The organism is Enterobacter sp. MALB-1 (assembly GCF_041021625.1).
Classification (GTDB): domain Bacteria; phylum Pseudomonadota; class Gammaproteobacteria; order Enterobacterales; family Enterobacteriaceae; genus Enterobacter; species Enterobacter oligotrophicus.
In genome coordinates this window covers 93,671-116,410 of the sequence record NZ_JBDPJL010000001.1, presented here as the reverse complement: position 1 = coordinate 116,410, position 22,740 = coordinate 93,671, and the positions used below count along the sequence as shown (strand labels likewise).

Below are 22,740 nucleotides of genomic sequence, written 5' to 3'. Positions count from 1 at the left end.
GAGTGCGTGAAAATAAACATCCTGTGCGCCATGGTGATATCCCTGGTCATTCGGCAAGCCATGGCTGCCGAAAGTGAGCTGCACTTTAATCCCGCGTTCCTCAACGGTGAGAGCGCGAACAGCGCCGATCTTGCCTGGGTCAACGCGGGAAGTGCGTTGCCGCCAGGTGAGTACAACCTCAACGTGTACATCAATAACACCTACGCATTCACAGGTAACGTGGTATTCCGCGTCGATGAAAATACCGCCGGTGAAGCCCAGCCCTGCGTCACGCCGGAGCAGATCGCCGCGCTCGGTATCGATAGCCACCAGGCAAAGGGCGGTGCGCTGCCGCCTGCTCAGCGCTGTCTCTTTTTACCGCAGACCTTTCCGGGAGCCAGTTTTGATTTCGACCAGAAAACGTTGACCCTCAGCTTCACGGTGCCACAAAGCGCGATGCGCAACCTTCCGCGCGGCTACGTCAGCCCGGCAAGCTGGGAGTCAGGTATCCCTGCCGCGTGGCTGAACTATGTGGTCAATGGCTCGAACAATGACTTTCAGGGCGAGACACGCACGCGCGAACAGCAGCTTTTCGTGAGCCTTAACAGCGGCGTTAATCTGGGCGCGTGGCGGTTGCGTGATTTCACCACGTGGACCAAAGACACCAACGAACTGACCCACGTGCAAACCTGGCTGCAGCGGGACATTTCAGCCCTGCGCGCCCAGTTTTATGCAGGGGAAACGTACACCTCTGCACAGGTTTTTGATTCCGTTGGGCTGCGCGGCATCGCCCTGAAAACCGATGACAATATGCTGCCTGCCAGCCTGAGCGGTTACGCCCCGGAAGTTCGCGGTATCGCCCGCAGCAATGCCACCGTAACGGTTCGCCAGAACGGCAACATCATTTATCAGACCGCCGTTCCGCCAGGGGCGTTTGTGCTGAAAGATCTCTATCCGACCTCTTCCGGTGGCGATCTGGCAGTCACCATTCAGGAAAGCGATGGCAGCCAAACGCAGTACACACTGCCCTTTGCCAGCGTGCCTAATCTGGTGCGTAACGGACAGATGAAATATGCCCTCGGAGCCGGTAAATACCGTCCAACAGGCAATCAGGACGCGCCTTCGTTCGCTCAGGGCGAGCTGTTCTACGGCTGGCGATACGGCCTCACCTTTTACGGCGGAGCGCAATTGTCCGATCGGTACACCGGTCTGGCCCTGGGCATCGGGCAAAACCTCGGCCGCTTTGGCGCATACTCTGTCGACCTGACCCACGCACGGAGTCAACTGGCTGACGATAAATACTACACTGGCGATTCGGTGCGCCTGCGTTACAGCAAGCTGCTGAACGATATCGGCACGCGCGTGAATTTCTTCTCTCTGCGCTACTCGACACAGGGATTCTATACCCTGAGCGATACCACCTATAAGGGCATGGCGGGCGGATCGCCAAAGCAGGTCGTGGAAAATGATGGCACCGTGACCACCCACTACGACACCGTCTATAACCTGCATATGTCGCGCAAAGCAAAGAATCAGCTGCTGCTATCGCAGCCGATGGGCGAATACGGTTCGCTGTCGCTGTCCTGGGATCAGCAAACTTACTGGAACACACCGAAAACCACACAGAGCCTGCAGTTCGCGTGGAACGCCACGTTTCGCAATGTGTCTCTCGGCGTAAGCCTGCAGCGCAGCACCAGTTTGTACGACAACCAGAAAGACAACATCCTGGCGATGTCGCTTTCAGTGCCGTTTGGCAACCCGAAACTGGCGACCCGCGCCCGGTTCACCACCACGCAGGCGAATTCTACCGGCAACACCACCAGCGCAGGCGTCAGCGGCTATATGCCAGGTGAGGAGAATTTGTTTTATAGCGTGAACCAGCGCTACAGCGCCCAACAGCACTACGGCGGCGACACCGCACTGCAGTACGAAGGCCAGAGAGGTAATTACAACCTGGGCTACAGCTACACGAGAGATTCACGCAACCTCAGCTACGGCATGAGCGGCGGCGCGGTGCTGCATGAAGACGGCCTGACGCTGAGCCAGCCGCTGGGCAACACCAACATTCTGGTGAAAGCGCCGGGTGCCAGCGACGTCGCCGTGCTCAACCATAAAGGCATCAAAACCGACAGCCGGGGCTACGCGGTGATCCCTTACGCCACGCCGTATCGGGTGAATCAGGTTGCGCTGGATGTCACCACCGTAGGTAACGACGTGGAGCTGGAAAACGCCATCGTTCATAAAACGCCAACGGACGGTGCGCTGGTTCGCGCCACGCTCACCACCCGTCAGGGAGCAAAAGCGATGTTTATCGTGCGCCACCGTCATGACGTGCTGCCGTTTGGCACGCTGGTCTCGCAGGCCGATGACGCCGCCAGCGGTATCGTCGGCGATGGCGGGAGCCTTTATCTGTCCGGGCTGGCACCGCAGGGCACGCTGCAGGCGGTATGGGGACGTGGCAGCAACCAAAGCTGCACCATTGATTACCGTCTGAACAAGCAGGATTACAACCCTCGCACCGGCCTTTATTCCCAGGAGGTGGTATGCCAGTAACGCTTCGTATCATCGGCATCGCCCTGCTGATGGTGTTTACCGTTCCGGTTCGCGGTTACGACGTGCTGGTTTCCGTGACCGGGAATTTGATCGGCAATACCTGCATCGTCGCAGCGGATTCGCAGGAACAAACCGTACCGCTGGGCACCATCGGCCTTAAGCAATTCAGTAAGGCAGGAGCAGTCAGCAATATCAAAACGCCCTTCACGCTCACGCTTGAAGAGTGCGGCCCGACATTTGCTGGCGTGAAAATCCGTTTTAGCGGCACACCGGATGATGACAATCCGCAGCTTGTAAAAATTGCCGAAGGCGGCGCAACCGGCGTGGCAGTCCAGATCCTTGATAAAGACAGCGTGCTGATCCCGCTGGACACCCAAACCACCGCATACGGCGCAGCGGGGGATAAAAGCGTAAAAATGACCTTCTATGCGCGGCTGGCCGCCACAGGCGCGCCCGTCAGCGCCGGGGACGTTTCAGCAGTCGCCACCTGGACTACGGAGTATCAATAATGCGTTTCTTCATGTTTATCAGTTTGCTGATGGTCTCTGTGACGACCTTTGCGATGGAGTGGAAATCCGACATCGTGCTCTCCCCGCAGCCGATGACCTACAGCGGGCCTGCGGACTCCGTCATACCGGGCAATATCATCGGCTCGGCGTGGAGCGCCACTGCTGACGTGGAGGAAGTATTCTGGTGCGGCTGGGTCTTTACCTGTACCAAAGGCACGCTGGAGCCTTCCGGCAGCGCCGTATCAAGCGGGATGACGGTCACTGTCGATGGTGTGAACTACACCATTTTCGAAACCGGTGTTCCAGGGGTGGGCTATATCATCGGGTTAAAGGATTTTAAGGGCACCACATACGTTCCGCTGCAAACGGGCATTACACAAAGCTACCCTGCGGACGGCACGAGCGGCTACGCGGCAAATTTAGGCTGGTCGGCAAAAGTGACCTTCATTAAAACCGGCACGGCGCTGAAATCGGGCGTTTATCAAACGCCGACAATCAACGCCGCCATCCTGACCGCTTATAACAACGAAGTTAAAACCGCGCAGGTCATTATCAACCCCACCACTATCACCGTCACGGCGAGCGGCTGCACCGTCGGCACCCAAAGTGCAAACGTCGATTTGGGCACGATTGATGTCCGCACCCTGCCCACCGTGGGCAGCACCTCGCCGTCGGGGGCATTTAACGTCGGCCTGACCTGCGATGCGAACGTGGCGGTTAACGCCGTGATGACCGATCAAACCACACCGTCAAACACCTCGTCAGTGGTTACGCTGACAGGTGACTCCACCGCTTCCGGCGTGGGCGTGCAGTTTTTCTATAACGGCACCGGGCCACTGATGGTGGGGCCGGACAGTTCGGCTGCAGGCACCACGAACCAGTTCTTTATCCAGACAACGACGGCAGCACAAACGTTGTCGCTGCCGTTCCAGGCGCAGTATATCCGCACTGGCGAGCTAATACCGGGCACGGCAAACGCGCTGGCAAGCATCACGTTTTCGTATCAGTAAGGATCGGTGTTTCACCCATACCAGCCGATCGACCCGGAAGCCCGGAGCGCATGCCGTGGGAAGTAAAGTGTAGCGCACCGCTTCGATGCTTCATTCCGTCGGGAACAATTCGTAGTATATTGAGACTATTCTTCCTCTGTGGACACCGACATGGCTTACTCCATCGGCGAATTCGCCAGACTCAGCGGGATCAGCGCCACGACGCTGCGGGCGTGGCAACGTCGCTACGGTTTACTCAAACCGGGGCGGACGGAGGGCGGCCATCGTCTGTACAGCGAAGCGGACGTTCAGCAGGCGCTGCAGATCCTCGACTGGGTAAAAAAAGGTGTCCCAATCGGCCAGGTAAAAACGCTGCTGGAGCGCCCTGCGCCGCGTCGGACGGACAACTGGCAAACCCTGCAACAGTCTCTGCTGGCGCGACTCAAAGAGGGGAAAATCGATTCCCTGCGCCAGATGATTTACGATGCCGGCCGTGAATATCCCCGAGCAGAACTGGTCGCTAACGTATTACGCCCGTTGCGCAGCCAGGTGTCGGCCAACATTCCAGCCGCCATGACCCTGCGCGCAATCCTCGACGGCATCCTTATGGCGTACACCTCGTTTTGCATGGAAGGCGATAAAAAAGCCCCAGGCGATAACATCCTGCTGAGCGGCTGGTATCTGAACGACGCCTGTGAGGTCTGGCTCGAAGCCCTGACGCGCACCGGCCAGGGCCACCGTATCGACATCTTACCCACTCCCCTCACCGCGCTGGCACCGGACATTTTCCCGGATCGCAAATGGCTGCTGGTCACCAGTGGCAAATTAACCGCCGCGCGCCAAAAACAGCTGACGGAGTGGCAGAAGGCCCTCTCACTTGACATCATTATCCTCTGACGCCTTCTCTTCCCGTGCCTGACTATCTCATTTTAATACGTTGATTATTTTGTACATTACAAAAAACACACAATAAAACTTAGACAAATAAACAATGTTGTGCAAATTTTAAGGAGAGCGTAAGAGGAGGCACAACATGAATAAACCCGTCATTGGTATTAGCGGATGTCTTACCGGTTCTGCCGTTCGCTTTGACGGCGGGCATAAGCGTATGGCCTTCGTCATGGATGAACTGGCCCGGTGGGTGAACTTCAGGCCCGTCTGTCCTGAAATGGCGATCGGTCTGCCGACGCCGCGCCCGGCGATACGGCTTACGCTGACGACAAGCAATGAGACCCGGCTGCGTTTCAGCAAGCCGCCTCATGATGATATTACGCAGAAAATGGCCGACTTTACGGCGGAATATCTGCCAAAAATCGGCGATTTGGCGGGATTCATCGTTTGTGCAAAATCGCCAAGCTGCGGCATGGAACGCGTGCGGCTATATGATGAAAACGGCAACCGGGGCCGCAAGGAGGGTGTCGGGCTGTTCACCGCCGCCCTTCTTGAAACCTCGCCGTGGCTGCCCGTGGAGGAAGATGGCCGCCTGCACGATCCGATGCTGCGGGAAAACTTCGTTGAACGCGTCTTCGCGCTTCACGAACTGAATACGCTGCGCGCCAACGGCCTGACGCGCCGCGCGCTGCTGGACTTCCACAGCCGTTACAAGCTCCAGCTGCTGGCGCACCACCAGGCGGGTTACCGTGAAATTGGGCCTTTTGTTGCCTCGTTGCATGAATGGAACGATCTGGACGCCTTCTTCGTGGCGTACCGCGAAAAATTGATGGCGATCCTGAAAACACCCGCCTCGCGGAAAAACCATACCAACGTGCTGATGCATATTCAGGGCTATTTCCGTAACCGGCTGAACAACCGCCAGCGTGGGGAGTTAAGGGATGTGATCCTGCATTATCGCGATGGATTATTGCCAATCCTCGCCCCGCTTACGCTGCTGAAGCACTATCTGGCGGAATACCCGGACCGCTACCTGATGACGCAAAATTATTTTGATCCCTATCCGGACAACCTGGCTCTGCGTCTGGCCGTAAGCTGAACATAAAAATGCGAGGAGCCCACAGACCCACAGAGGCTCCAGGCAGTACCCCGTTTCGACGACACCTCACTGTCGTCTTTTTTTGCTTTTCGTATAAAAAACTGTAATTACATACAGTTATGTGATGCATAATCAGGTGCGACGTTCGATAAAATGGGGTCAATCAATAAACCGCGTCCGCACCCTTTCAAGCGGGGCAATAAGCAAGTTAATGAGTGGCTTACGATCGATAACGATATCGGCATTCACCGTCATCCCGCCCATCAACAGGCGTTTTTTCTTGTCCGGGTCGGTAAACCAGGAGGGAACCTGCACTTTAGCAAGATAGTAGTTTTGTCCTTCCTGGAGCGGGATCAGCGCCGAATGAGCATCAATATTCACTTCATAAAAATCAGCCAGGGTCGCTTCAACTGAGCCATATTTGTCCACAGGCCAGGAGTCAAAGCGCAGCTTGACCTTATCCCCTTTCGCCACTCGCCCGACACCCATCGCCGGAACATACAGATACCCCTCCATCGTTGCCGTGGTATTTTTGCGGATCACCACCACCACCTCGCTGTTTTGCGTAATGGCGCGGCCTGGCGGGAAGTTAATCGCCACCACATAGCCATCGGATGGTGCCAGCATAGCCATGGTGGAACTGCCCCGGCTGGAGAGATTACGGTCGATCTCGCTGATGCGGTTCTTCACGTACAACAACTCTTCGCTCAGGGAGTCGATTTGCGACTGCGTACTGTCAGACAAACTGGTTTTCCGCGCTTCCAGGTCAAGGATCGTGCTCTCTTCCAGCGTCAGGTTTAGTTGGGCATTGAGTACGTCGTTATGGCTCTTATCGAGATCGACCTTCGAAACGTAACCCTTTCCCGCTATCGCTTTCCAGGCGTCGTAAGTGTCGGTACTGTTTTTCAGCAGCGCACGCAGCTTCGTGACCTTATCCCGTGAAACCGCAATCTGTCTGTCTGTAATCTTAAGCTGCTGGGCCAGGTTTTTACGGTATGACGCGACAGAATCCTCAATGGCCTGTATGCGCTGTTCGCTACGCTTTTTTTCCGCTTCCATCTGCTGGCGATCGAACTGCACGACCGATCCCTGCTTGCCGCCATAATCCTGCGACACGGTAAACAGCGGGTCATTTTCCTTCACGTATTCACCTGGCCGGACCGCGAAATCAACGATCGTACCGGACTCTCTGGCCCGCACTTCGACATCGCCCTGAGCGGGGATCAGCACGCCGCGCGCCAGCGTAGTTTCGGAAAAATTAAACACCACGGAAAAGACCAGCAGACAGAGAAAAAACGAAATGAACAGCGTCAGCACAGCCTTCAGCCGGGGGGCATTAATCTGGTAACTTTTCGAAAAATGGTGCGGGATCAGCGGTCGGCGCTGCCGGTTACGGTTTTTTAATTTCACGACATGTCATCCATGATAAATCACTGAAAGATCGTCCCAGGCACTCCAGAGCGTGGGGGTGTTTCGCAGCGCATTCAGCGTGGCAGTAGCGGCCTGACGGTAATCTGCTGGCGCATACCGCTGGCTCTCCAGCCTGAACGCAGAGGAGTGAAGTGAGCAGGCAGGCAGCAAGGTCCGAATGCCATACCCGTAACGCGTTAAAAAGCGCGTCGACACATCCGTTAGCCACGCCGGTTGTTCACCCGCGCGGGTCATGAACAACGATGCCCCCGCCAGCCGCTCGTCCATCATAAGCACCGTCACCCGACGCTGGCGGGCAAAGAAGGAGCCTGCGCGTCGGGCTTCGTGCGCGGCCATCAGCTTATGCAAGGCGGGATAGTGGGTAATAAACTGAAATTGCACATCGTCCGGCGCGGTGGATAAGAGTGCATCCATGACCAGCCCAAAACCCGCCCAGCGCATCCCCAGCAGCAGCGTGCGTGGCTGGCAGTAAAAATCCTGCTCGCGGGTCATTTCTGCCACGCGCTGGTACAGATCGAAACGCACATTACGTCGCCAGAGCGCAGGAGGAAAAACCTGCTCCACAAAGCCAAAACCGCTCAGCTCCCATGCGTTCTCACGCAGAAAATCGGCCGGAACATCGGCCTCCGGGCAATGCATAAACTGGCTGTAATTTTGCGTGATCCGGTTCGCCAGCAGCGAACTGCCAACGTGACGGGCGCAGAGCCGCGCATAGAGACGCGGAAGAAACATCATTGACCACACTCCCGCAACGTGCCGTTTTCCATGGAATAAAGACGTCCCTGGCAGCCAACGACATCCGGTGAGTGGGTAACAAATACCAGGCCGATCCCAAGACTGCGCAGATTCGCCAGTACCTTTTGCGCAGTGGTCTTATCCAGGTTTGCCGTCACTTCGTCGCACAGCAGCAACTTCGGCTGGCTGTACAGGGCACGCGCCAGCACCAGGCGCTGCATCTCCCCGGCAGAGAAAAAGGTGTTGCCCGGCAGGAGTTCAGTTTCATAACCGTGCGGCAGGCGTCTCACTACGTGGTCTACTTCCGCCAGCCGACAGGCGGCAATCACCTGTTCTTTGTCGGGTGCGCTGTCGAAACAGGCAATGTTGTCCAGTATCGAACCGGTAAACAGAATATCGTCCGCATGTACGATGCGAATATGCTGACGCAGCGAAGAGAGATCGCATTCGTTAATTGGGATCGTGTTGATCCGCAGCGAACCCGATGTCGCCAGCAGCATGCCGGAGATCAGGCGCAGCATCGTGGTTTTACCCGAACCGCTCTGGCCGACAATCACCGCCTCTTCCCCTTGTTTGAGGGTCATCGTGATATGTTGCAACGTTGCCTCGCGGCCAGGGTAAGCAAACGAAACGTCCTCAAATTCCAGGCTGACGGGTGAGGTAACAATCCGTTTACCAAACTGGCTGGCTTCTGAGGGGGCAAACAGCAGATCGCCCACGCGATCCAGCGGCCCTTTCAGGGCATTTTTATCCAGCAGCTTTTGCGCCACCTGCACCATCGCATCGGAAAAATAGCGCTTGTAGCTGATATAGGCATAGAGCATCCCGATGCTCATCTGCCCTTCCAGAATCAGCCACGCGCCAAAGCAGACGACCAGCAGTTGTTCAGCGTTGATAACCAGCAGCGAGGCCACGTCAAAGCGTGCCAGCAGCCGCTCTTTGCGCATCAGCCCCGCGATGTGCTCGCGCTGGGATTTATCCATCACCGCATCCCGCGCCTGCTCCATGTTGTTGGCTTTGAGCGTAATGATCCCTTTCTGGGTCTCCACCAGCAGCGACTCGTACTGTGCGGTACGCTCAATGGAGTCATCCACGGCGCGCTGATATGGGCCAATCAGCGAAAAGCGAATCAGGAAAAAGACGCCCATCAGCAGCATCGTCAGCACCGCAATCTTTACGTTATACAGCAGCATAAACAGCAGGCTGGTGAAGGCAATCAGGCTGGAGAAGAGGATTTGCACATAGCCATTGCTGATAAACTCCGCACAGGCGTGCAGTGATTTTTCGATCGCCAGCACGATGCCCGGCGGGCGCGAGCGAAACCAGCTGGTCTGGGTGCGCAGCATGTAGTGGCGAACCGACTGACTCAGGTCGTCATAGGCAATGTTGCGCATCAGGATCTCAAGCAGTTGCTTGAGGAATTTACCAATGACTTCAAAAATAAAGACAATCGCAAAGATGGCGGTGAGCAAGATCACCAGGTCGTTGTCGTTGCGGGCAATGGCTTCATCCATGATCAGCTGCACATAGGTAGGGCTTGCCAGCATGGTGATAAGCGTAAAGATAGAGAGCACAAACAGCAGTAGCTGGCGCTGGAACAGGCTTGGAGATTTGTTGGCTAATCGCCCCAGGGTCAGCTTTTCGTCCGGCGATTTCTTTTCGAAACGCGGGGTGGGTTTAAGCTCCAGCACATAGCCGGAGAAGAGTTTTTCCGCCTCCTTGAGACGGTAACGGCGCACGCCGCTGGCGGGATCGTGAACAGTGACGCTGCGGCTGTCGACCTTCACAATGACCACAAAATGGTTACCGCGCCAGAAGGCGATAAGCGGTAGCTCCGAGGTTTCAATTTCAGTGATTTCGCCTTTTAACACCCGGCCGGTCATATTTTTGTCGCTGGCCAGGGTCATGAGTTCCGCCATGGACGTTCCCGCATCGGCGGAAACCGAGATCTCCCGGCGTAACTGGCTTACTGAGACATGGTGCTCATAGTGCCCCATCACCATCGCCAGGCAGGCCAGTCCACATTCGGTAAATTCATGCTGGCGAATAACAGGTGTCTTACCCTGTTTTTTATACTGAAAAAGCGAAAACATAATTATCCGTGGCTGAAATAAAAAAATGGCCCGGCAATGCGGGCCATGTGTGCATAGGTCAAAAACTTATGCGCTGAAGAAGCCGCCAATGAAGCCGCCCACCAGGCCGAACACACCGCCGATAGTACCGCCCAGCGCGCCTAACATCTGGCTGCCCGCGTTATATCCAGCGCTTGCGCCCTGCATAGCCGCAGCAAACGGGTCCCAGCCACCGATGATGGCCTGTGCTTTTTTGAAATCGATAACTTGCATGATTCTCTTCCTGTTAACGTGAATTAGTTGTAGCTACCAACCAGCGCGCCCAGGAAGCCCATTGCGCCACCCAGAATCCCGCCAACCACACCGCCTACCATGCCCATGATGCTGGCACCGGTGTCGTAACCGAGCTGTGCACCTTTAACCAGACCAGCAAACGGGTTCAACGCACCGCCGATAATATCTTTCGCTTCTGTGAATGAAATCGCTTTCATTTTTTTCTCCTGTAGTTATGGATCTTTAGCGTGATGCTAAAGGTTAATTTCCTTTTATGAAGGAAAGCGGTTGCTACGGGCAGGTTGAAAGCGGAATGATTTTATTTCCATAAATAATCATCCGCCTTGCAGGCTGCCCGGCATTATCTATTTCCAGCCGTTGTCCCGGTGGAAGATATTTCGAATTGTTATATTGCGTACTGCACCCGATCGAGGATACATATTTAAAATAGGTATTCCCCGTATTACTCACCACCCCGTTGCTAAACGCATAATCAAAATGTCTGGTCCAGGGACGGACAATCATAATTGCCTCAAGCGAAACCACCACATCCGACTGGATGCGTTGGCCTTTACTCATCACAACCCGCGCCTGGAGCGGCGTCTCGGTGAATTTTACGCGATAGTAGCGCTCTTTATTGTCGTGCGGGCCGGTATAATAAAATTTAAATCCGGCCCGTTCACCGCTCCCCAGCGTCAATTGCTTTGGCGAGAACATCAACTCGCCGTCTTTTATTTCAGTCTCTTTCCCTTTCTCTTTGGGAACGTCTACCTGAATAAGCGAGACGGTATAATTCTGCCGCTCACTGGTATCGTTTTTTATAGGCTGAAAAACAACTTCCTTTTCTGGTAAAAAATCAATATTCAGACTTTCGATAATTAAAGCATTTGCGCCTGAGGAAATGAAGCAATTTATTGCAAAAATAGCCAGGAATTTTGCAGTCATATTCGTTTAATTCCAGGATGCGCTGACATCTATTTTCCCCTGAGCGGTAACTTCGCCAAACCAGCTATTTCCATCAAAGGTCGTTTTCGATACCGGATTATCCATAACAAATTGCAGCACCAGCGGCGTTTTCCACAGCCACACATCCGTCACGCCGGAACTCATTTTGTCCCACTCTGCGGCATGGGTGGCAGGTGCAGGCACCTGAAGCACTTCGCCTTTACAGTTGTGCGCCAGTAGCGTCTGGCTTTTTCCCACCAGCACATTGCCCGGAATGGGCACAGTAAAACCGTTACCGCTGAAGGCACAGTAATCCACCCCGTTCAGGCTCTGCGTCGGCCCACTTACCTTAACCGTGACGCCGATGGCAGCATCGCTTTGCGCACCGCTGTAGGTAATGGTGTAGGGGATCGTAATGGGCGTTTCACCAATGGTTCCTTTACCGGAACCGCCGAGGCCATTTGGGTCAAGGGCATAATCAGGATTGTCGGGCACAATCGCCAGCCCTGGCTGGATCGGGTTGATCACCAGCCCGCCCCCAGGCTGGAAGCAGAAGTCGGCAGCCAGCGAGCTGTTCCCTGGCGTCAGACACAGGCTGACAATATTGCCAATGCTGCTGCCGTCACCCGCCTGTGCCACGCTTAAAATCAGCGCTTTAGGCAAAAAGATTTTGAGATACGCTTTTCCGCCGTTTTTCTGCGGCGCGGCAAGGAAGGTATTAGCCAGCACGCGGGTATCGCTCAGTATCCCGCCGGAAATGCTGTACCAGTTGCTCTCATCAAACGTCAGCTCGGCAGCCAGACCGGTTCCGCCGCTCATGTGTGACTGCAACACACTGTTGACACGCGATGAGGTCAGCGCCAGGCCAGGGCTGTAACCGGTGATATCCTCACCGACAAAAGTATATTCCAGCAGTTCACACAACACGCCCGACACCGTATTTCGCGTGTATTTGGTGCAGGCGCTTCCCGTGGAACCATCCACTATCGTGACCTCGCCGCTAATCGGATCGATACCCAGATTGAGCGCACGGGAGTTGGTCATCGTCAGCGTCCCCACCTTGTGCAGCGTGTTGGTGGTCGTCACCTTATTGATGGAACTGATTTGCGGCGTAGAGGTGATGGTAACTTCATCGCCCGGTGCCGAGTTGAGCAGGTAGTTAAAGAACGGATCGCCCAACACCCAGCGGCCATACGAGGTGCCGGGTTCAATCACCGGAGGCTTCACCACCATTGACGTGTCGGTGTAGCTTGTCGTCGGGGTGTAGCCCGTGGTGCCGCAGGATGAAGAACAGGAAGTGCCCTTAAAGAACGGAGAGGCACTGGACCCCGTCACCGAAAAGTTGATCGTCAGCGCACTGCCCGCCGGCCCGCTATAGCTGTTGTCCGGAATATAGGTGGCAATCCCGTTGTTGGTTTTGGCGCTGAGCGCTGGCCATTCACGTGAACCGTGTAAAAACGAGGTCGAGGTACTGTTCAGGCTGAACAGCGCTGCAGTGTTTCCCGTCCCGTTGTTGTCAGGGTTATTAATGGCGAAATAGGGCATTTGCTGCGCCTGGGCAACCGCGCTCATCAGGAGCAAATTAAGAGCGAATATCTTTTTCATCGTCACGTTCCTGTGTTCCTTTTACTTCCTGCCAGACGTAATCGCCCTTATCGCAGGAGATGTCCCCCAGCCACAGCGCACCGCGGTTAGACTCGATATCCAGATGCACCTCGCAGACGCTGTCGTCCGGTGTGGCAATGCTCAGAACCGGGTTGTTTTTATCCACATCAATAACGAAGCGCCCGTCGTTTTCCGTGCGGGTCAGCCCGACATGGTTTTTGATTTGCGTGGCGCGAATCGGATTGCCGTTTGCATCGACAAGACGCCCGAACAGGGTGACGATTTTCTTCACCTGCGGCTTCATCACCACCGTATTGCCCGGATAAACCGTGATATGACGACGCGCATTCGCGCCTATCTCGTAACTTTCGATGCCGGTTTCACTGTTCATCACTTCCAGGTCATAGGCCTGATACGCAGGCAATGACAGCCAGGTTTTATCGCCTTTGATACGTTCCGCGCGGCCGTTGAGCTTCAGCGTCAGTGCCTCGTCAGATTTGAGGCCAGTGCTGACAATCACGCCTGCACTTTCGGTTCCTTTCCCGGCGGCAATGGCCTCTTTGGACCAGCCAACGCTGCCGTCGCTGGTCAGCGTGGAGTTCCAGCCTTTGCTCATGCCGCTCTGAACGCTGAGGATGTTGCTGTTCCACGGTGTGTCAACGTTCACGCTGCCCCCGCCGCTTACGCTGCGATCCTGGGTGCTGTTAAAGGCTTTCGAGACGTTGGCCGTGGCCGATTTCAGATAATCACCGTCGAACTGGCGGCTGGCGCTGACGTTCAGTGCCGTACCGGTATCGCGGTTATGGGAAACGCCGACCGAAACGGTGTTACCCAGCGGAATGGAGAAGTCGAGCATCACGTAGCGATCTTTCTCTTCGTAATACCCATCGTATTTGTTGCGCGACATGCCGACGCGCAGGCGTGCCGTACCGTAGCGTCCGGCGTATAACCCCTGGGAGTAATCCAGCTGGTAGCGCTTATAGCGGTACATTTCGTCTTCCTGGCGCATCAGGCTCAGGTTGCCCGCAGAGGGCAGGCCGAAAGAAGGCAGGCTAAATGACGCCCCCCAGGTGTTGCCTTTACTCTCATAGATATCGAGAAATTTGCCGCTGGAGAGCTGCTCGTGGGAGTACCAGACCGAGCCTATCTGCCACGGCAGGCTGAGATTCGCGCCATAGTTGGCGCGATACGTTCCGTCGGAGGCCGCCATCGTCTGCGTGTTCACCGAGAACGCGTCCGTCAGGTTCAGCGACGCCCACAGCTCGCTGACCACGTGCTCGCGCATCATGTAGGTCGACGCATTCCAGTCGACCATCCCGCTGCGTTTGCTGAAGGAGGCCCCCACCAGCGACATGGTGTCTTTATGTTTGGTGTCGTAATCGTAGTAGTAAGTGTTGTCCTGCTCGTTTTTACGTTTGGCGTATTTCTTGTAATTGACGACGGATTTATCGCGGCTATACATCCCACCCCACATCTGCCAGCGCAGCGTTTCCGACACATTGCTGGAGAACGGTTTATTCACGGTGTACATGCTGCGTGACACGGTGCGGCTACCGCTCACCACTTCCACCTCAACGCTGTAAATCCCGTAAGGCAGGCTGCTGGTGTCAATTTCATGGTTGCCGACGTCAAAGCGCTGAATGCCAATCAGCTGGCCGTCACGACGAATGCGGGCCTCGCCCGCCGTCGGGAAATAGACCACGACCGGCGTCAGGGAGAGCGTATTGTCACGCTTGCGCGAGTTGGCCTGGTTGCCCATCGACACGCCGTACACTTCCCCGCCAGCGATCCCGCTGACGCTGGCAAGGGACTGCATCGCCCAGCCGTTCAGCATACCGGCGGCGTAACGCATCCCCTGATAATCACGCTCCCACATTGCCGCGTTCATCTGGGTGTCGCTGCTGTTTTCGTTCACATAGCCAGAGCCGTCGATCAGCAGGTGGTCGACGCCCATCGAGATCCAGCTTTTCGCGTTGATATAGCCGGATGACCAGCTATCACCGTAACCACTCTCGGTGTGGTACGCGCCGAGGTTATAGGAGAACGTTCCGCTCAGATCGTCAGACTCCGGCGCATCAATATCCACCTCACGGGGGCGGATATTGACCCCATAATCGCTTCGGGACAGATTCAGCAGCAGGCGCATCTTTTTTTGATCCAGTTCGAACGCCGAGCCCGCACTCACCGGAATGCGCATCTGGTCATTAAACTGCTTGCCGTTAATGCTCTGCAGCAGGGTGCGCATCTCTTTCGACAAACGAATGCCGTTATCGGACTCCTGAACCTGCACATCCCTCAGCCCCAGTTTGAGATCCTTCGCAAAAAGCGTCACGTCACCGATACGTACATATTCGCTCGCCGTGGTGTGTTGCGCTTCTGTTGGTTGCGTATTGACCAAATAGACGGGGATTTTGATCCCCTGCTCCAGCAATCCATAAAGCGCGTCGGGAAAACGGTAATTAGCGATAACCACGGAGCTTGAGGCTGCATACGCAAACGCGGGCAGCGTGCCGGATGCGCAAGCCATCATCACCGGCAACACTAATTTATTTTTCACCATGCATCCTTACTTAACAGGAATGAACTGTTTCAGGTCCCAAATTCCGAGATGAAAATGGTTATCCGTAACGTTGATATCGTCGATAGCGCGTGAGGTTTCGGGCATCAGATAGAAGTTTTTGGTACACGGCGTAGACGGTGATTCCGGGTTCGGTTTCAGGCACGTCCCTGTCGCATTGACGCGAAACGAGGTGTTGCCTTTATTGGTGATCTTTCCCGCCACATAGACGAAATCGATCTTTTTATCCCTCGGTTGCACCACCAGGATGGTGCTCACTACCGCGCGCGTCATCCCTTTCCCGTTCATTTGCGAACCGTTATCGCGATCTTCACTCACCCCTTCGTCAATGAAGGTAATGCGGTAATAGCGCTCTTTGTTATCAGCGTTACCGTGATAGTAAAATTTGACGATATTGCTGGTTCCGGCGGGCATCACCATCCGCGTGGGCGTCAACAACAGTTCGTCCACTTTCTCTGGATTAATCACGATCCCTTCATCCATCGGGCTGCTGATACGCTGTGCGCTAACGGAGACAATGCGCACGGTATCCGCTTCGTTTTTTAATTCCTTTGAGGTGGTATCCGCATCGGCAGGAATAATGGTGGTGACTTTGCCCACATTAATCGCCAGCGCGGAGGAAGAGATAAACATTAAAAAGAAGAAGGCGGATTTAAGGCTAAACATGATATTCCCCTGAACAGGGGCTTACGCCCCTGTATCTGTCAGGCCTTAGCCCAGGTTGCGCGGAACGCAACGGACACAGTACCTTCCCACAGGCTGTTGGTCAGGTCTTTGAACTCTTTCGCGGCACCTGCGTTGTCCTGAGCGGAATCAACGTAGAACACGAATTTGTCCTGGCCGGTGATCTCGGTATCAGCCACAGCGCCTGCGCTGGTGGTCAGGTTCCACAGGCCAGAAGAGACACCGGTGTTAGACGCAGAGTCAACCAGCGTGGTCCACGCGGTAGATTTCGCCCCCACAGAGCCGCCAATAGAGCCCAGGTCGTTGCCGCCCCAGCGAGCGCCGACTTTCAGTTTGGTCGCTTCGCCACCAACACTGAACAGGGTGTTATTGGAGTCGTCGAGGATAGCTTCCAGCTTAAACGTCGTCGCCGTAGAGTGATCGCCACGGATAGCCACATCAAACAGACCGGTATCGGTGTTGAATGATTTCGTATTTGCGCTGTAAACAAAGTTCAAAGCACGCGTTGGCGTAACGACCAGATCGGATTCGCTGTCTTTGGTCGCGGTTGCCTGCCAGGTAGCAGAAGCAGTCGTTTCCGCTGCATTAACAGCGCTCAGGGCAGAAAGAGACAGCAGAGAGCCCAGAACGATAGCGTTCAGTTTGTTCATTTAATTAATCCTTCAAAAAATAATCCACATGTATAAAAAGGGGTGCCCCTTTTTCGAGGCGGAGTATAGTCAGGCCAAAATTAGCGAGGCAATACAGAAAAATTCACTCACCCGCGATAAAAGATGAATATAAAAAATAAATATGTGTATCTTGTTGTTACATAATGAATAAATCGTTTGATTTTCAGAAAATAGATAATCATCGATTCTATTATTGACGTGAAATATCAGGATGTCGGAACAGCCACGCACATCATTACAGGCAATACCAGCCCTTTAATTAGCCACGCGTGTTTTTTGACTTTGTTGATATAGAAGAAGTTAATATTATCCAATAACATTTCATTTACAATTCCGTCAGGCGCAATATCATCCTCGGATTTATTCAGCTTTTTATCTTTGATGTAGTAAATATTACTTCCGTCGACCTTCTCAACGTTAAGGATGTAATTGCGGTCGATCAGGTAAGTGTGCCCTCCCTTTCGGAGAACGCCTTTATGAATGACCGTCACGACATCCGTGCTGTTAAACAGAAAAAGGGTCGTTAATGACATATCGGTCAAATCACCCGAGGAATACGTTTTCCAGGAAACGGTATCTGACTGGCAGCCAAATCCCTCTTCCTGGGTTCTCATAAAATAAAAGAACAGCAATGCGATGACAGACAACACCAGTACGACACCAAACAACACACTCAGGTTATGAGTCCTTGACATATTTTAACTCCCGGTCAGGCTTCTGTAAGAAATGCAATTCTTATAATCATCGACACTGTCCTGCTGGTAACAGAGAGCCAGAAAATAGTTTTCCATCTGCGACTTTTTGAAGTTTGAATAGTAAGCATCAGCAATTTGATGTTCGCAGTCGATTTGCCGTTTCGCGATGACCTCTTTAACGCGGTTAAAATAGAACTGTCGCGGCTGAAACATGTTCTTATCGATAAGGTATACCGTACACCTGTCCACTTTGCCGAGCAGATGGACGTCAGAATCTTTCATGTTGTCTGCATATGACTGTTTCTGAAAAAACAGATGGGCAAATCCAACAATCGCCACCAGGCATACTGCGCATAAGATTATAAAGGCAGTATGCAAATGACGATATCGTTTGGGAGGGTCGGGATCTCGCTGCTGAATTTGAATATGCGATTCTTCCACCAGCGTCTGTTCAGGAGTGGGAGGGGTAACAGGTGGCCTGACCGTGTGATGTTCAATATGTGCCGCAAGACTAAAACCTTTACCGCGAATCGTTTTAATCAACATCGGATCGCGCCCCAAAATACGAAACGCCTTTCTGATTTCACTTATGGCAACATTAAGACTGACCGATGAACCTGAGAAGCCGTGTTCCTCCCAAACCTTTTTTATCAGGTCATCTCTGTCGAGAGTTTTACCATTATTGATGATAAGTTCATACAGTAAACGTGCAGCCTGATTTGATAACTTAATGGAAGATTCCTCCTCTCCATTAATCATGATCATACCGGTGTCTACTTCATAAAGCATTGCGAGATCAATGAGATACTTCATATTATTATTACACCACTGTTATAGATTTATGTATTTCCCTCGCAATAATAAGTCCAAAGTTAGTGTGGTCAAGTCAAGTAATATTATTTGAGTAGCGGATATAGAAAACTTCATTAATTAAGGATTATTAATTCATTAATTAAAACCTTCGAAAGAAGGCATTTGGGTTATGATCTTAAAAAAAACATTATAGCAAGATTATAATCTCTATTACCGAAACAAAACGGAATAATGTTTTGTTTTGTATCTTTTTGATGCAACATAATCTCGTCACGGCGTGTCTCTCACGTCGCTATGCGCTTTACCCGTTAACCGCGTGCTGCGCAGCCGAATAACATTCATTTTTATACAAAACAAAACATTATGGAGTTTATCATGTTCAAATCGATCATGACCGTTTCTTTGCTGGCCGCGGCTATGGCGTCTACCAGCGCGGTTGCCGCAGATAACTCAGCGGGGGGTGTAATTAACTTTACCGGTGCCATTACCGATACCACCTGTACCATTAACGGCGGTAAAAGCGCTGATTTTACTGTTGCGCTCTCGCCAATTTCGGTAAAAGATGCCGGGACAACGGTTGGCCTGATTACCAAAAATAAAAAATCAATCGCCTTAACCTTCTCCGGCTGTTCCCCGGCGGCGGGCACCACAGGAACACCGTTGAAAGTGTACTTCTCCAGTGCGGATAATATTTCTACCGACGGAAAATACCTGCTGAATAACAGCGTTAACGAAAGCGATACAAGCGTTGCGCGTAACGTGGGCTTTGCTTTAGTTAAACCGGGTGCATCTACCCCAATTGCGCTGAATCAGGCTTACACAACCGATATTATGGGGACGGCAACAGCACCTGATTCAGAAACGCTGACGCTGGATGTTTATTACTATAAAACTAACGCCACCGCCGCAACGGTCGGCGAGTTAAGCTCCAACGTCACTTACACCATTTCCTACCTGTAATATTACTTTTTCAGGCTCTGTCTTTGCAGAGCCTGTATTTAAGGTTGCAATCATGCGTAAGGCTATTTTGCTGGCAGTGTTACTGCTCAGCACAGGTCAATCATGGGCCAATATCGTCATTAATGGCACCCGTGTTCTTTATCCTGAAAATAACAAAGAGGTGATTGTCCAGTTAATGAATACCGGAGATGCTCCCGCACTGGTGCAATCATGGATCGATGATGGTGATATTAACTCCACACCGGAAACAGCAAAAGTGCCCTTCCTGCTCTCACCACCGGTCATTAAAGTGAGCGAACATAATGGTCAGCAGTTGCGCATTAAAAAGCTCCCGGCAAATTTGCCTGCGGATCGTGAATCGGTGTTTTTCCTGAACGTGCTCGACATTCCGCCGAAACCTGAAAATCTTCAGAACCAAAATACCGTTCAGCTGGCGATTAAATCGCGCATTAAACTTTTTTATCGCCCGGCGTCGCTGACAGGCTCGCTGGATGACGCCGTTAAAAAACTGACGCTTGTCGCCAACGGGGATCAATTCCGCATCAGTAATAACAGCCCGTACCATATTACCGTCGCCAACATTTCGCAGGGTAAAACCAAATTACTCCAGGATTCTCCGATGGTGTCGCCTTTTGGACAACTGACGGTAGCCACAAAAAACGCGGTGAAACGCGGTCAGACCTTCCAGGTGATGTATGTGGACGATCTGGGTGCGTATAAAACCCGGACTTTCACCAGCCAGTGATCGGAAAGACTCACCATGAAATTGAAACAAAACAGGCTCTACCTTCTGGCAGTCTGCTCGCTTCTGCTTTCGCATAAATCCGGGGCCGTGTCGTTTGATACCTCCCTGCTTGCTGGCGCATCCGGTGAGTCCGATCTGTCACGCTTCTATGAAAATAACGCCATGCCAGCAGGCAATCAGGAGATGGATATCTACGTTAACGGTAGCTGGAAGGGGCGCTATAACGTTACCTACGGCGAACAGCGTGATGACATTCGGCTTGCCTGGAAAGATGCGCAAACGCTCGGCATTAACACCCAATCACTGCCTGCCCCCGCTATTACCCAGGGCCAGGTACAACTGCACGATCTGGTGCAGGGCGGAGAGGTCAAAACCGATACCAGCACGTTGAGCCTGGCGCTCACCGTTCCGCAGGCGGCGGTGCTGCGTACCGAAGAGGGCTATATTGCCCCGCAGTTCTGGGATGAAGGGATACCCGCGCTCATGCTCTCCTGGAATACCACCTGGTACAACACCCGTGCGAAAGGGACTTCCAAAGAGACGAACGATGATTTTTATGCCGGGCTGGATTCCGGTGCCAACCTGTTCGGCTGGCAGTTTCGCGACAGCAGCACCTGGCGTAAAACGGCCAGCGGCGACAGTAGCTGGCAAAACAATACCCGTTACCTGCGTCGCCCCCTGGCCTCGCTGAAATCAAACCTGACAATGGGTGATTTTTATATCCCAGGCGATCTGTTTGATTCCCTCCGCGTGCGCGGTGTATCGCTGGCGTCAGACATGAAAATGCGGCCCAACTCGCAGCAAGGTTTCTCGCCGGTAGTTCACGGCGTCGCGCGTACCAACGCCCTGGTGAAGGTGATCCAGAACGGTAACATCATCTATCAGGAGAACGTTCCGCCGGGCCAGTTCACGCTCGACAGTATTCAACCCACCGGCTCGGCCGGGGACCTGTTAGTTGTCGTGCGCGAGGCCGATGGTTCACAGCAGTCCTTCACGGTGCCATTCTCAGCCGTGCCCGGCATGTTGAAAGAGGGCGTCAGCCAGTACAGCGTTGTGGCGGGTAAAGTGCACCAAAACACGCTCGATGCAGAACCGGCTTTCCTGCAGGCTACGCTGCGTTACGGATTTAATAATCTCATCACTGGCTACACCGGGATGATTATCAGCGATAACTACCAGGCCGGGCTTATTGGAACCGGCTGGAACCTTCCCTTTGGCGCGGTCTCTGTGGACGTCACGCAGGCAAAAACCACATTGCAGGATCGCACAGACAGCGGCCAGAGCTTTCGCGTGTCGTACAGTAAATTTATCGACACCACGGCCACCAACTTCACGCTGGCAGCCTACCGTTATTCCACTAAAGGCTATTACAGCTTCAGCGATGCGCTCTATTCGCGGGAAGGTTATCAGCGCCTGAAAGCGCAATACGACGAGTATGAAGATAAATTCGGCGTCGCCCCGGAGATGTCGCTAAGCACATGGGATGCCCTGCGTGCCGCGCAGCCTAAAAACACGTTCACGCTCAACCTCAACCAGCGCCTGGCTGATAACTGGGGCACGGTCTTTATTTCCGGCACGCAGCGCGATTACTGGAATTCGCAGCAAACCACACGTGAATACCAGACGGGTTACTCAAACTCGATTGGCCGCGCCAGTTATACCGTTTCGGCCAGCCGGGTTCGCAACAGCAACAGTGAAGAAGAGACGCGCTTTTATCTCTCCCTTAGCCTGCCGTTCTCGCTGTTTGATAACAATGCGTGGCTCACCTCCAGCCTGACGGCCAGCGATTCGCATTACGAGCAGAGCAATATCAGTATGAGCGGCAACGCGCTGGCGTCGAACCGCTTAAGTTATACCCTCTCCGGCAGCAACGCCCGCGGGGGACATAATTCGGCAAGCGTGAATACCGCGTATCGCTCGAATTTTGCCACGCTGGGTGGCTCATACAGTGAATCCTCCGATTACCGTCAGACGGGCCTCAGCGGTCGCGGCAGCCTGGTCGCCTTCCCGTGGCACCTCCTCGCCTCTAACGAAACCGGTACGACCATGACCATCGTGGATGCGCCGCAGGCGGAAGGGCTGATGGTCAATGGTGACGAAAGTATCGTGACCAACCACGACGGTGTCGCGCTGGTGCCATACGCCACGCCGTACCGTAAAAATGCCATCACGTTGTCAGAAACAGCAAACAGCTCGGGTGCTGAGGTGCTCGGCAATATGGCTAACGTCGCGCCTTACGATGGAGCAGTCAATTACGTCCGTTTTGAGACTGACAAACGTCAGTCATGGGTGTTACAGGCCACGCGCGCCAACGGCAAACCGCTGCCTTTTGGAACGGAAGTGCTTGATGAAAACGGTGGATCGGTCGGCTATGTCGGCCAGGCAAGCGTGCTGTACATCCGCGCCGAACAGCCGCCGCGCGTCCTTAACGTCCATCTCCGTGGCGGAAAGTGCGAAATCACCACGCCAGCGTGGGGGCTGAACAATCCACCATCGGTTTGCCTTTAATTACG

General features: G+C 53.7%; 20 protein-coding genes. 8 read left to right on the top strand and 12 right to left on the bottom strand.

Annotated features, from left to right (window positions below; all coding sequences use genetic code 11):
• The first annotated feature begins 6 nt into the window (after positions 1-6).
• The 5 genes from ABGB15_RS00565 to ABGB15_RS00545 all read left to right on the top strand — a co-directional run bounded on the left by ABGB15_RS00565 (position 7) and on the right by ABGB15_RS00545 (position 6,020).
• Positions 7-2,532 (top strand): fimbria/pilus outer membrane usher protein, encoded by a 2,526-nt coding sequence (locus ABGB15_RS00565; RefSeq protein ID WP_215723095.1) that lies wholly within the window; start codon positions 7-9, stop codon positions 2,530-2,532.
• The gene (locus ABGB15_RS00560; RefSeq protein WP_152082743.1) at positions 2,523-3,041 is read left to right on the top strand and encodes a fimbrial protein; all 519 of its coding nucleotides are present in this window, start codon (positions 2,523-2,525) and stop codon (positions 3,039-3,041) included. The genes ABGB15_RS00565 and ABGB15_RS00560 overlap by 10 nt, the downstream gene beginning before the upstream one ends.
• The gene (locus ABGB15_RS00555; protein WP_215723096.1) at positions 3,041-4,051 is read left to right on the top strand and encodes a fimbrial protein; all 1,011 of its coding nucleotides are present in this window, start codon (positions 3,041-3,043) and stop codon (positions 4,049-4,051) included. The genes ABGB15_RS00560 and ABGB15_RS00555 overlap by 1 nt, the downstream gene beginning before the upstream one ends.
• A 150-nt stretch (positions 4,052-4,201) precedes the next feature.
• Entirely contained in the window at positions 4,202-4,927 is a 726-nt protein-coding gene (locus tag ABGB15_RS00550) for a MerR family transcriptional regulator (RefSeq protein WP_215723097.1), read from the top strand.
• A gap of 136 nt (positions 4,928-5,063) precedes the next feature.
• The gene (locus tag ABGB15_RS00545) at positions 5,064-6,020 is read left to right on the top strand and encodes a DUF523 and DUF1722 domain-containing protein (protein WP_215723098.1); all 957 of its coding nucleotides are present in this window, start codon (positions 5,064-5,066) and stop codon (positions 6,018-6,020) included.
• Positions 6,021-6,179: 159 nt separating this feature from the next.
• On the opposite strand, the gene ABGB15_RS00540 is transcribed toward ABGB15_RS00545, so the two are convergent.
• The 12 genes from ABGB15_RS00540 to ABGB15_RS00485 form a co-directional block, all read right to left on the bottom strand.
• Positions 6,180-7,430 carry an HlyD family secretion protein gene (locus tag ABGB15_RS00540; RefSeq protein WP_152082747.1) on the bottom strand — a complete coding sequence of 417 codons (1,251 nt, stop codon included), beginning with the start codon at positions 7,428-7,430 and terminating at the stop codon, positions 6,180-6,182.
• Positions 7,431-7,436: 6 nt separating this feature from the next.
• Positions 7,437-8,186 (bottom strand): hypothetical protein, encoded by a 750-nt coding sequence (locus ABGB15_RS00535; protein ID WP_215723099.1) that lies wholly within the window; start codon positions 8,184-8,186, stop codon positions 7,437-7,439.
• Positions 8,183-10,279 carry a peptidase domain-containing ABC transporter gene (locus ABGB15_RS00530; RefSeq protein ID WP_215723100.1) on the bottom strand — a complete coding sequence of 699 codons (2,097 nt, stop codon included), beginning with the start codon at positions 10,277-10,279 and terminating at the stop codon, positions 8,183-8,185. Before ABGB15_RS00530 ends, ABGB15_RS00535 begins: the two co-directional genes overlap by 4 nt.
• Positions 10,280-10,345: 66 nt before the next feature.
• Positions 10,346-10,531 (bottom strand): hypothetical protein, encoded by a 186-nt coding sequence (locus ABGB15_RS00525; RefSeq protein WP_152082750.1) that lies wholly within the window; start codon positions 10,529-10,531, stop codon positions 10,346-10,348.
• A 23-nt stretch (positions 10,532-10,554) separates the two neighbouring features.
• The gene (locus ABGB15_RS00520; RefSeq protein ID WP_023302847.1) at positions 10,555-10,749 is read right to left on the bottom strand and encodes a hypothetical protein; all 195 of its coding nucleotides are present in this window, start codon (positions 10,747-10,749) and stop codon (positions 10,555-10,557) included.
• A gap of 73 nt (positions 10,750-10,822) precedes the next feature.
• Positions 10,823-11,476 carry a hypothetical protein gene (locus ABGB15_RS00515; RefSeq protein ID WP_152082751.1) on the bottom strand — a complete coding sequence of 218 codons (654 nt, stop codon included), beginning with the start codon at positions 11,474-11,476 and terminating at the stop codon, positions 10,823-10,825.
• A gap of 6 nt (positions 11,477-11,482) precedes the next feature.
• A complete protein-coding gene (locus ABGB15_RS00510; protein ID WP_215723101.1) occupies positions 11,483-13,081 on the bottom strand; it encodes a receptor in 1,599 nt (532 codons plus the stop codon).
• Entirely contained in the window at positions 13,059-15,641 is a 2,583-nt protein-coding gene (locus ABGB15_RS00505) for a CS1-pili formation C-terminal domain-containing protein (protein ID WP_215723102.1), read from the bottom strand. The genes ABGB15_RS00510 and ABGB15_RS00505 overlap by 23 nt, the downstream gene beginning before the upstream one ends.
• A gap of 6 nt (positions 15,642-15,647) precedes the next feature.
• Positions 15,648-16,325, bottom strand: a complete 678-nt coding sequence (locus tag ABGB15_RS00500; protein WP_215723103.1) for a pilus assembly protein — start codon at positions 16,323-16,325, stop codon at positions 15,648-15,650.
• A gap of 38 nt (positions 16,326-16,363) precedes the next feature.
• The gene (locus ABGB15_RS00495) at positions 16,364-16,993 is read right to left on the bottom strand and encodes a common pilus major fimbrillin subunit EcpA (protein ID WP_215723104.1); all 630 of its coding nucleotides are present in this window, start codon (positions 16,991-16,993) and stop codon (positions 16,364-16,366) included.
• A 227-nt stretch (positions 16,994-17,220) separates the two neighbouring features.
• Positions 17,221-17,709 (bottom strand): hypothetical protein, encoded by a 489-nt coding sequence (locus tag ABGB15_RS00490; protein WP_225903511.1) that lies wholly within the window; start codon positions 17,707-17,709, stop codon positions 17,221-17,223.
• Positions 17,710-17,712: 3 nt separating this feature from the next.
• Positions 17,713-18,522, bottom strand: coding sequence for a helix-turn-helix domain-containing protein (locus ABGB15_RS00485; RefSeq protein ID WP_215723105.1), 810 nt, complete (start codon positions 18,520-18,522; stop codon positions 17,713-17,715).
• Positions 18,523-18,897: 375 nt separating this feature from the next.
• On the opposite strand from ABGB15_RS00485, the gene ABGB15_RS00480 reads away from it, so the two are divergent.
• Genes ABGB15_RS00480 through ABGB15_RS00470 form a run of 3 tightly spaced genes read left to right on the top strand, consistent with a single transcriptional unit; the run spans position 18,898 to position 22,735 of the window.
• Entirely contained in the window at positions 18,898-19,482 is a 585-nt protein-coding gene (locus ABGB15_RS00480) for a fimbrial protein (RefSeq protein ID WP_152082757.1), read from the top strand.
• A gap of 52 nt (positions 19,483-19,534) precedes the next feature.
• Entirely contained in the window at positions 19,535-20,227 is a 693-nt protein-coding gene (locus tag ABGB15_RS00475; protein ID WP_152082758.1) for a molecular chaperone, read from the top strand.
• Positions 20,228-20,242: 15 nt separating this feature from the next.
• Positions 20,243-22,735 carry a fimbria/pilus outer membrane usher protein gene (locus ABGB15_RS00470; protein ID WP_152082759.1) on the top strand — a complete coding sequence of 831 codons (2,493 nt, stop codon included), beginning with the start codon at positions 20,243-20,245 and terminating at the stop codon, positions 22,733-22,735.
• Positions 22,736-22,740: the final 5 nt, after the last annotated feature.